This is a genomic window from Nonomuraea sp. NPDC049784, assembly GCF_040659615.1.
In the GTDB taxonomy this organism is placed as follows: domain Bacteria; phylum Actinomycetota; class Actinomycetes; order Streptosporangiales; family Streptosporangiaceae; genus Nonomuraea.
This window is the reverse complement of sequence record NZ_JBFAMX010000045.1, coordinates 26060-37009: the sequence shown is the minus strand read 5'-3', so window position 1 is coordinate 37009 and position 10950 is coordinate 26060. Positions and strand designations below refer to the sequence as shown.

7 protein-coding genes are annotated in these 10950 nt (G+C 69.8%); 3 read left to right on the top strand and 4 right to left on the bottom strand.

Annotated features, from left to right (window positions below; genetic code table 11):
• Nucleotides 1–166: 166 nt before the first annotated feature.
• Both AB0J09_RS13440 and AB0J09_RS13435 read left to right on the top strand, forming a co-directional pair.
• A complete protein-coding gene (locus AB0J09_RS13440; protein WP_360689558.1) occupies nt 167–820 on the top strand; it encodes a hypothetical protein in 654 nt (217 codons plus the stop codon).
• Nucleotides 821–1006: 186 nt separating this feature from the next.
• Nucleotides 1007–2215, top strand: coding sequence for an NYN domain-containing protein (locus tag AB0J09_RS13435; RefSeq protein WP_360689560.1), 1209 nt, complete (start codon nt 1007–1009; stop codon nt 2213–2215).
• 282 nt (nt 2216–2497) lie between these two features.
• Here the strand turns inward: AB0J09_RS13435 and AB0J09_RS13430 are convergent, their stop codons facing one another.
• The 3 genes from AB0J09_RS13430 to AB0J09_RS13420 all read right to left on the bottom strand — a co-directional run bounded on the left by AB0J09_RS13430 (nt 2498) and on the right by AB0J09_RS13420 (nt 7753).
• Nucleotides 2498–3127 carry a response regulator gene (locus AB0J09_RS13430; RefSeq protein WP_360689556.1) on the bottom strand — a complete coding sequence of 210 codons (630 nt, stop codon included), beginning with the start codon at nt 3125–3127 and terminating at the stop codon, nt 2498–2500.
• Nucleotides 3128–3130: 3 nt separating this feature from the next.
• Nucleotides 3131–7318 (bottom strand): HAMP domain-containing protein, encoded by a 4188-nt coding sequence (locus AB0J09_RS13425; protein WP_360689554.1) that lies wholly within the window; start codon nt 7316–7318, stop codon nt 3131–3133.
• An 81-nt stretch (nt 7319–7399) separates the two neighbouring features.
• Entirely contained in the window at nt 7400–7753 is a 354-nt protein-coding gene (locus AB0J09_RS13420) for a hypothetical protein (RefSeq protein ID WP_360689552.1), read from the bottom strand.
• 36 nt (nt 7754–7789) lie between these two features.
• Here AB0J09_RS13420 and AB0J09_RS13415 point away from each other — a divergent pair, with 36 nt between their 5' ends.
• A complete protein-coding gene (locus AB0J09_RS13415) occupies nt 7790–8983 on the top strand; it encodes a SpoIIE family protein phosphatase (RefSeq protein WP_360689550.1) in 1194 nt (397 codons plus the stop codon).
• 108 nt (nt 8984–9091) lie between these two features.
• Here AB0J09_RS13415 and AB0J09_RS13410 read toward each other — a convergent pair whose 3' ends face one another.
• The gene (locus tag AB0J09_RS13410) at nt 9092–10858 is read right to left on the bottom strand and encodes a prolyl oligopeptidase family serine peptidase (protein WP_360689548.1); all 1767 of its coding nucleotides are present in this window, start codon (nt 10856–10858) and stop codon (nt 9092–9094) included.
• Nucleotides 10859–10950 lie beyond the last annotated feature (92 nt).

The window sequence follows — 10950 nt, the reverse complement described above, 5'->3', positions numbered from 1 at the left end:
GGTCAGGCGAAGGTGACCAGTGGCAAGGCGGGCTACGACCCTCCGTGCGAGAGCGGCAACTACCGCTTCACCGTCTACACGCTGAACGACAAGGTACCGGGACGACGACCCCCGCACCGGCGCGTCCAGCGGAGCCGAGCTGACCCTGCCGAAGGGGAGCAAGGTCGTGTGGGCCGGGCTCTACTGGTCCGCGAGCACCGCGAAGGCCGGGGCCATCAAGATCCGGCCGCCGGGGCGGCGCGGCTACGTGACGGTCCAGCCCGGCGACGTCGCGGTCCGCGAGCTGCCGCTGGGGCCCGTCTACCAGGCGTACGCAGACATCAGCGAGTTGGTTGCCGCCTCCCGCAGGAACGGCACCTGGTGGGCGGCCGACGCGCCGCTGGAGGAAGGGGTGTCCAGGCATGCCGGGTGGAGCCTGCTGGTGATCGTCACGGATCCCGCGGAGCCGTACAGCCAGGCCGTGGTGCTCGACGCGGCCGCCGTGGTCGGGGGCGCGGCCAGGCGGCTGCGCCTCCCGCTCGGCGGGCTGAGCCCGGCCGCCACGCCCGCGAGGGTCGAGCTGGTGACGTGGGAGGGAGACGCCGATCTCGGGGGCGACAAGGTCTCTCTCGGGTCCGGCGCGCTCACCCCAGCGAACGGTGATCGAGATCCCGCGAACGTCTTCGACGAATCGTCGAGTGGCGCGGCGGAGATGACGTTCGGTGTCGACGTCGACACGGTCAGCGCCGAGCTCGGGGTGGATCCCGGGCTGACGATCGCCACGGACAAGGACGTCGTCCTGTTCGGGGCGGCCGCGTTGAGCGTGCGTGCGCGATCGTGACCAAAATCTGGACAAACTGGTACGGTTTCCCTGGTCGGCCCGGTGGGTTATCGGGTGGGTGCCGAATCGTCTGGATTAACCCCCGCGCGATCACCCGCTTTCATTACCCTGAGAGAGGGCCGCCGAGTCCGGTCTCTGACGGTGCAGAGCCAGCAAGGTCGGACCACCAGGAAAGGGGCGGTGCTAGTGGATCGCTGTGCGCTGTTCGTGGACGCTGGCTATCTGCTGGCTGACGGAGCGATGGCCGTCCACGGCACACGTCATCGCGAAGCGGTTGCCTGGGACTATCCGGGGCTGCTCCAGCTGATGACCGGCCTGTCGCGCGAGCGCACCGGCCTGCCGCTGCTCCGGTGCTACTGGTACGAGGCGACTGTCGAAGGCCGCCGCACGCCGGAGCATGACGCGCTGGCCGACATACCGGGCCTCAAGCTGAGACTGTCGCGCATCCGGCCGGGCCGGCGCGAGGGTGTCGACGCCCAGGTTCATCGTGATCTGATGACACTCGCCCGCAACAACGCCATCTGCGACGCGGTGGTAGTGAGCGGCGACGAGGATCTCGCGCAGGTCGTGTGCGACGCGCAGGATCTCGGCATCAGGGTGAGCGTGATCCACGTCGCGGCCGAGGGCGGCTGGGCCGTGTCTCGCTCGCTGCGGCAGGAGTGCGACGATCTGGTCGAGCTGGGCGCCGTACATCTGCGCCCCTACGTCAACCTGGTCACGGGGGCCACCGAGTCGTCCAACGGGCACCAGCCGGTCAGCAACGGGCAGGCCGCCCACTCGCTGCCGCCCGCCCAGCCGTCCCTTCCCCCGTCGCTGCCCCAGATGCCGTCCTCCAGCGGCAGCCACGCCGCCGGCTCCTCTTCCGCCACGCCGTCCCAGCCCTCGTCCAACGGATCGTCGTCCGGTCGCGGGCAGTCGTCCACGCCGCCCGTGCTCCCGACGTACTCGAGCTACCAGCCCGAGCAGCCGCCGGCCACGCCACCGTCGTCGGCTCCCGTCACCGGGTCCATCCAGTCGCAGTCGCAGTCGGCCAGCACCGGGCAGTTCGCCGCGCCGTCCAGCGGGGCGTACCAGCCTTCGCAACTCGGGCCGTACACGGGGCCGCAGCCCGCGCCCGTCAACCCGCCGCCCGCCGCCACGGCCGGCGCCACCACGCTGGCGGACGCGGTCAAGTCCGCCCATCGGGAGGGGCACGACTTCGGCGAGTCCGTCGCCCGCGACGCGCCCGCGCTGTGGCTGGAGGCCGTGCTGGCGCGCAAGCCGCGCATGCCCTCCGATCTTGAGGCACGGCTGTTGCAGGGGTCTTCTCTGCCGATCGACTTCCTGCTGCACGACGAGGTACGGCACGCGCTGCGGCGTGGCTTCTGGGATGCTTTGGAACGCGCCCGCCACTGACCCGCCTTCGGCCCTCTTCACCATCTCCCGGCGGTACGGATTCCCGGTTACGGCGATTCCGACCAGGCCGCCCTCTGCTTACGCCGCCCTCCGGCGGTGCCGCCGCCTTGATGCCCACCTCGGGCTCCGTTCGCGTTGCGCCGGGTGCCGCCGCGCGCCGTCTCGCCGACCCGGCGCCCGGTGGTCGCGGCGCTGGGGGCCGTCTTGCAGCGCCGTCGCGTGACGACGCCCTCGCACGCGGTGCGCCGGTACGGACGCGCAGGTGCCTGGGAGTGGGGGAGGTCAGGACAAGGCGTCGAAGCCGGCGCGGAGGTGGGTGAGCCGATCCGTCAGGTCGGTCAGGGGTGAGGCGAGTGCCGGGTCCTGGGTCTTGCGGGCCAGCTCCCGTACCCGGGCCAGCTCGTCCTCCACGGCCGTAAGCCGCCGCGACAGCTCGGGCAGCACCGACGCGTGATCCCCGACCCCGGGCGGCAGTTCGCTGCTCAGGCGGTCGCGGAGCATGGACGCCTGCTCGGCCAGCCGCTTGTTCATGTTGTACAGCTCCGCGAACACCGACACCTTCGCCCGCAGCACCCAGGGGTCGAAGGGCTTGGTCAGGTAGTCGACCGCCCCGGCCGCGTAGCCGCGGAAGGCGTAGTCGGGCGCGCTGTCCACGACGGTCAGGAAGATGATCGGGATGTTCCTGGTCCGCTCCCGCCGCTTGATGTGCGCGGCCGTCTCGAAGCCGTCCATGCCAGGCATGCGCACGTCCAGCAGGATCAGCGCGAACTCGGTGTTGAGCAGCGCCTTGAGCGCCTCCTCGCCCGACCGGGCGCGCACCGGCACCAGGTCGAGCGAGCTGAGGATGGCTTCGAGAGCGATCAGGTTCTCCTCGCGGTCGTCAACGAGGAGGATCTTGGCTCGATCCGGCATCGATCACGACCCTTCGGCTGCTGTGGCTGTTGAGTCGGGCGTGGACGCGCGCCCGCGGCTGAGCCAGCCACGCAGCCGTTCGAGCAGACGGTCCACGTCGACCGGCTTGGGTACGTAGTCGGACGCGCCCGAGGCGATGCTCTTCTCGCGGTCGCCCCGCATGACCTTGGCGGTCAGCGCGATGATCGGCAGGTCGGCGAACTGGGGCATGCGCCGGATGGCCGAGGTCGTGGCCCAGCCGTCCATCTCCGGCATCATGATGTCCATCAGCACGAGCGCGACGTCCTCGTTCCGTTCGAGCTGCTCGATCCCCTCCCGACCGTTTTCAGCGTAGACGACTGTGGAGCCGTGTCGCTCCAAGACGCTGGTCAACGCGAAGACGTTTCGGATGTCGTCGTCCACGATGAGGATCTTGGCGCCGCTGAGCGGGTCGTCGCCCTGCCACTGGACCGGCGTCTCCAGCGGCGGCTCGACCAGCTCCGGCATCGGCAGGTCGAGCGGCAGCGGCGGCTCGACCGAGGCCGTCGCGGCCGCCTCCTCCGCCGGCGCCGTCAGCAACTGCCGCCGCGTCCCGCCGCTCTCGGTTACGGCCAGCGGGCCGGTGTACGAGGCCGGCAGGTAGAGGACGAACGTGCTGCCCTTGCCCAGCTCGCTGTCGACGTGGATCTCCCCGCCGAGCAGCCTGGCGATGTCACGGCAGATCGCGAGACCCAGGCCCGTGCCGCCGTACTTGCGGCTCGTGGTGCCGTCGGCCTGCCTGAACGCCTCGAAGATGACGTCCCGCTTGTCGGGCGCGATGCCGATGCCGCTGTCGATCACCTGGAAGGCCAGCAGGTCGGCGGCCTCGTGCAGGCTGTCGTCGTCGAAGTCGACTCCGGGCGGTGCCATCGAGACGCGCAGTTTCACCTCGCCCCGCGGCGTGAACTTCACCGCGTTGGAGAGCAGGTTACGAAGCACCTGCTGCAGGCGCTGCTCGTCGGCGCGCAGCTCCTGCGGCACGTCGGACTCGACGTCGACGTTGAACGACAGCCCCTTGTCCTGCGCCAGCGGTGCGAACGCGGCCTCCAGCAGGTCGACCATCTTCGGCAGCGACACCTGGATCGGGTGGATGTCCATCCGGCCCGCCTCGACCTTGGACAGGTCGAGCATGTCGTTGATCAGCTGGAGCAGCGCCGAGCCCGCGCTGTGGATCGTACGGGCGAACTCCACCTGCTGCGAGGTCAGGTTGCCCTCGGCGTTCTCGGTCAGCAGCTTGGCCAGCACCAGCAGGCTGTTGAGCGGTGTGCGCAGCTCGTGGGACATGTTCGCGAGGAACTCGGACTTGTAACGCGAGGACACCGCGAGCTGCTCGGCGCGCTCCTCCAGCGTGCGGCGTGCCTGCTCGATCTGGAAGTTCTGGATCTCGATCGCGCGGTTCTGCTTGGCCAGCAGGGCCGCCTTGTCCTCCAGCTCGGCGTTCGACCTGCGCAGCTCCTCCTGCTGGCGCTGCAGCTCGTCGGAGCGCTCCTGCAGCTCCCGGGTAAGCCGCTGCGACTCGGTGAGCAGGTCCTCGGTGCGGGAGTTGGCGATGATCGTGTTCATCGTGACACCGATGGTCTCGACGAGCTGGCGCAGGAAGTCGAGGTGCACCTCGCCGAACGGCGTGAACGAGGCCAGCTCCAGCACGCCGAGCACCCGGCTCTCGAACAGGATCGGCAGCACCACGATCTGCGCGGGCGTGGACTGGCTGAGTCCGCTGTCGATGGTGATGAACTGCGGCGGCACGTCGTCGAGCATGATGTGCCGGCCTTCGGCCGCCGCCTGACCGACGATGCCCTCGCCGATCGCGAAGCGCTGGCGCGGCCCCCGGTCGGGGCGCACGCCGTACCCGCCGATCAGCAACAGCTCGTGGTCGCCCTCGGGATCGATGCTGTAGAAGGCGCCGTAGCGGGCCGAGACCAGCGGTGTCAGCTCGCTCATCGTCAGCTTGGCCACCTCGAGCAGGTCGCGGTGGCCCTGCATCAGCCTGGAGATGCGGGCCAGGTTGGACTTGAGCCAGTCTTGCTCCTGGTTGGCCTGCGTGGTCTCGCGGAGGTTGGCCACCATCGAGTTGATGTTGTCCTTCAGCTCCGCCAGCTCGCCCTTCGCCTCGACGGCGATCGAGCGGGTCAGGTCACCGCGGGCCACGGCGCTGGTCACGGTCGCGATGGCGCGCACCTGGGTGGTGAGGTTTCCGGCCAGCTCGTTGACGCTCTCGGTGAGCCGCTTCCACGTGCCCTCGACGCCCTCGACCCGCGCCTGGCCGCCAAGCTGCCCCTCGGAGCCCACCTCTCGGGCGACTCGGGTCACCTCGGAGGCGAACGACGACAGCTGGTCCACCATGCGGTTGATGGTGGTCTTCAGCGCCAGGATCTCGCCCTGGGCGTCCACGTCGATCTTGCGGGTGAGGTCGCCGTTGGCCACGGCAGTGGTGACCTCGGCGATGTTACGCACCTGGGAGGTCAGGTTGTTGGCCATGAAGTTGACGTTGTCGGTGAGGTCCTTCCAGACGCCCGACACGCCGGTCACCCGGGCCTGGCCGCCGAGCTGCCCCTGCGTGCCGACCTCGCGGGCGACTCGGGTCACCTCGTCGGCGAAGGAGGACAGCTGGTCCACCATCGTGTTGAGGGTGTCCTTGAGCTGGAGGATCTCGCCCTGCGCGTCAACGGTGATCTTCTTCGACAGGTTGCCCTGCGCCACCGCGGACGACACGGCCGCGATCTGGCGCACCTGAGAGGTCAGGTTGTTGGCCATGGAGTTGACGTTGTCCGTCAGGTCCTTCCAGACCCCGGACACGCCGCGCACCTGCGCCTGGCCGCCAAGCTGGCCCTCGGTGCCCACCTCGCGGGCGACTCGGGTCACCTCGGAGGCGAACGACGACAGCTGCTCGACCATCGTGTTCATGGTCGACTTGAGCTCGAGGATCTCGCCCTGGGCGTCCACGTCGATCTTGCGGGTGAGGTCGCCGTTGGCCACGGCCGTGGTCACCTGGGCGATGTTGCGCACCTGGTACGTCAGGTTGTTGGCCATCGAGTTGACGTTGTCCGTCAGGTCCTTCCAGACCCCCGACACGCCCTTCACCTCGGCCCGGCCGCCCAGCTTGCCCTCGGTGCCCACCTCGCGGGCGACTCGGGTGACCTCGTCGGCGAAGGAGGACAGCTGGTCCACCATCGTGTTGAGGGTGTCCTTGAGCTGGAGGATCTCGCCCTGCGCGTCGACGGTGATCTTCTTCGACAGGTTGCCCTGGGCCACCGCCGTCGCCACGGTCGCGATGCTGCGCACCTGGGAGGTCAGGTTGTTGGCCATGAAGTTGACGTTGTCGGTGAGGTCCTTCCAGACGCCCGACACGCCGGTCACCTGCGCCTGGCCGCCGAGTTGTCCTTCGGTGCCCACCTCGCGGGCGACTCGGGTGACCTCCTCGGCGAAGCCGGACAGCTGGTCGACCATCGTGTTGACGGTGTTCTTCAGCTCGAACATCTCGCCCACGGCGTCGACCGTCACCTTGCGGCTCAGGTCGCCCTTGGCCACCGCGGTGGTCACCACGGCGATGTCGCGCACCTGCGCGGCCACGCGGGACGACATCGTGTTGACGGCCTCGGTGAGGTCGCGCCAGCTCCCCGACATGCCGCGCAGGTTGGCGCTGCCGCCCAGCCGGCCCTCCGTGCCGGCCTCGCGCGCCACCCTGGTCACCTCGCCGTTGAACAGCGCGAGCTGGTCGACCATGCCGTTGATGGCCTTGCCCAGGCGCCGCACCTCGCCCCTGGCCGACCGGTCGAGGTCGATCCGGCGCGACAGGTCGCCCTTGGCGACCGCGTCGATCACGTCGGCCGCGCCGCTCACTGGGCTCACCAGGGCGTCGATCAGCTGGTTGACCGACTCGACGCTCTCCGCCCACGCGCCGACGCCGGGACCAGGGGTCAGCCGCTCCCCGAATCGGCCTTCTTTGACGACTTCTTTACGAACGCGCACCAGCTCGTTGGCCAGATGCTCCCGGCGGTCGGCCACTTCGTTGAGCAGCAGCCGGACCTCGCTGAGGATCCCGGGAGGCGCATGAGGAACACGACGCCGGAAATCGCCATCACGCCAAGAGAAAAGTGTCTCAAGGATGGGCACGAGATCCGACTCGGTGTAGGTCCTCTCCTCCGGGGTTGGCGTGGCCTTGGCCGTGGTCATGGGGCCTCCTTCACTCGCGGCGTGCTCCGGCGAGTGATTCAAGTCTGTCACGATGAGTAGCTCGTAGTCCTGTCCTTGGATTTACCCCAACTCACCTGGAAGTGTGGTAGGCACGTTGAGATGACTGGTTCTCCCCATGCGGTGCTCGCTGCGACCTTCGCGCCGGGCGAGACCGCTGTGACGGCTGCGATGAGGTTCACGCGCGAGGTGATGACCGCGTGGGCCACCGGCGGCGTGCTCCATACCGCCGAGCAAGTCGCGGGAGACTTGGCCGAACAGGTCGCCGATGAGCCGTTTGAGGTGATTTGGAAGCATTTCGGAGATGCTGTACAGGTTGAGTTGAGGCAGCGAAACCTTTCCCAGGGTGATCCAAAAGCTCCTTCCGCGAATGTCGAAGAGTGGGGCGTCACCTTCACGGGCGATTCCCGTGTCCATTGGGCTAGGCTCACGCTACCTGGCTCCGCGGACAGGGTGGCAGCCGAATGGCTGGAGGAGAGCTCCAGAGGGCCGCATTGGCTCGGGTTCCTGGCCGACGCCAGCGACCTGCTCGCGGGCACGCTCGACCCCGACATGGTTCCGGCGATCATCGCCCAGGTCGTGGTGCCGCGGTTGTCGAGCTGGTGCGCCGTCTACACCGCCGACAACTCCGTCGGGCCGCTGCGGTTGGTCTACCTCTGGCATGCCGACGAGGCCAGGATCGACGGCCTGCGCGAGCAGCTCGCCGACATGGATGTCTCCGCGGCCGACACCAGGGTGACCTCGGCCATCCACCTGGCCGACTCGCAGGTGCTCGCCGTGCCGCTCATGGCGCGCGGGCGCGGCCTCGGCATGATGTGCCTGGGCCGGCCTGACCGCTTCCCCGACGAGGTCATCCAGTTCGCCGAGGACATCGGCAGGCGTGCCGCGCTGGCCATGGACAACGCAAGGCTCTACGCCCAGCAGGCCGCCGCCAACCGGGCGCTCCAGCGCAGCCTGCTGCCGCCCAACGAGCCCGAGGTCCCCGGGCTCGACTACGGCGTCATCTACGAGCCGGCCGGCGAGCTCAACGAGGTCGGCGGCGACTTCTACGATCTGTTCAAGTCGGGGGACGACTCCTGGCGGTTCGCGATCGGCGACGTTTGCGGCACCGGCCCTGAGGCCGCCGCCGTGACCGGGCTGGCCCGCCACACGCTGCGGCTGCTGGCCCGCGAGGGGTACGGCGTCGCGGCGGTGCTCGGGCGGCTCAACCAGGCGATCCTGGAGGAGGGCGAGCGCGCCAGGTTCCTCACGCTGCTGCACGGCGACATCACGCCCGTGGAGACCGGCCTCGAAGTGCGCCTGGTCTCGGCCGGACACCCCGAGGCGCTGCGGCTCAAGCCCAGCGGCAAGGTCGAGACGGTCACGACGCCGCAGTCGTTGCTGGGGGTCTTCCACGAGGTCGTGTTCGAGGCCGACACCGTGCACCTGGACCACGGCGACGTGCTCTTGGCCGTGACCGACGGGGTGACGGAGCGGCGCTCGGGCGGCCGGCTGCTCGACGACGACGGCGGACTGGCCAAGCTGCTGGCCGAGTGCGCGGGGTTGTCGGCCAGGGCGGTGGCGGAGCGCATCCGCAGGGGCGCGGCCGACTTCGCCTCGGAGCCGAGCCAGGACGACCTGGCGATCGTGGTGCTGCGCGCCCGCTAGCCCGCTGCTCAATGACGCCTCCCTGTGACAGCGTGGGCGCATGCTGTCAACGGGATCGACCGACGGTCAAGTCAACCGGTCAGCCAGCTTCTTACAGTGTGTCAAGTCTCACTGTGGATTTACGTGCTTTCTGGCGAAATCGAGCTGGAGCGCGAGCTGCGCCATCCGCTCGGAGACCACGAGCGAGCCGCGGATGGCGTCGTAGGTGTAGAGCTCGTAGTCGCGCCCATGCTCGGCGAGCTTGGCCACGTACTTCTCGATCTGGCGCAGCGGGCAGCGCGTGTCGTCCTCGCCCGCGAGGATCAGCAGCGGGCTCTTGACCTGGTCGACGTAGGTGATGGGGGAGCTGGCCGCATACCGCTCGGGCTGCTCGTCGGGCGAGCCGCCGAGCAGCGCGCGGTGGTAGGCGCGCAGGCTCTCCGCCTCGTCCTCGTACGCGGTCTGGTGGCAGGCGATCGGCGCCGCCGCGACGCCGGCCGCCCACAGGTCCGGCTGCGTGCCGAGGCCGAGCAGCGTGAGGTAGCCGCCCCACCCCGAGCCGGCCAGCACGATCTTGTGCTCGTCGGCGATGCCGCGATCGATCACGCTCTGGCGTACGGCGGCCACGTCGGCCAGCTCGATGTGCCCGACGTCGCCGTGCAGCGCGTCGCGCCAGGCGGAGCCGTACCCGGTCGAGCCCCGGTAGTTGACCCGCACCACCGCGAACCCCGCGTCCACCCACGCGGCGGCCTCGGGCGAGAACGCGTCGCGGTCGTGCGCCGTCGGGCCGCCGTGCAGCAGGAAGACCGTGGGGTACGGGGTGACGCCCACCTCGGGCTTGGAGACCAGCGCGTGGATGCGGCCGCCCTCGCCCTCGACGTCGATGTCCTCGACGGGGACGCTCGGCGGGGCGGGCGGGCCGCTCGGATTGACCACGACCTGGCCGTTGGTGGACCGGATGATCGGCGGGCGCGAGGCGCTGGACCAGGAGTACTCGACGTGGCCGCCGGGGCGGGGAGCCGCCTCGTCGATCACGCCGTGCGGCGTCTCGATGGGGCTCAGGCCGCCGCCCGCGAGGTCGTAGCGGTGCAGGTAGCTGCGGGCGCGGTGGTCGCGAAGGATGAGCAGGCCGCGGCCGTCGTCGTACCAGTCGGCGTCGAGGTCGCCGGAGTCCTTGAGCCAGATCTCGCGCTGCTCGCCGGTCACCGGGTCCCAGACCAGGGGCTCGTGGCGCTCGCGGCGCTCGTGCAGGGCGAGCAGGCGGCGGTCGCCGACGACCGGGGCGAATCTGAGGCCGGTGACGCCCTTGGTGGGGCCGTCGTACAGCTCGCCCACGGTGTTGCCGTTCTGGCGGACGACGCGGAGGGCCGGGTGGCGGAAGTCGCCGTACTCGCCGTGATTTATCGCGATAAGTGACCCGTCGAGGGACATGTCGGCGACCCAGGCGGCCTCGGTGTGCTCGTACAGGAGCCTGGCCGGCTCGCCGTCGCGTACGAGATAGACCCGGAACCTGCCCTCGCTGGCCAGGGTGATCGCTGCGGTGCCCGTCGTGGACAGGGCGATGCCGCCGGGCTGGCCCGGCGGCAGGTCGGGGGCGACCGGCTCGTTGGGGCCGCCGTTGAACGGCTGGCGCCACCACACGCCGAACTCGTCGCCGTCGGTGTCGGCGAACCAGTAGATCCACTGGCCGTTGGGGTCGATGGCCGCGTACGCGGTGCCCTTGGGGCGGTCGGTGACCTGCCGGGTGGCGCCGGTCACGCGGTCCCAGGCGTAGACCTCCCACGTACCGGTGGCGTTGGAGCGGTAGATGGAGCGGTTCGGGGCCTGGCGCGCCCAGGACGGCAGCGTCATGCGCGACGCCCGGAACCTGGCCTGCCAGCGTTCCTCCGCCTTCATCCGGCGCGCCCCCTCCCTTTGATGCCCCCCACCTCCGGGCGAGGGATGTCGTCCAGTATTGCGCCTGTGCCGGGGAAATACTCGGGGAATGT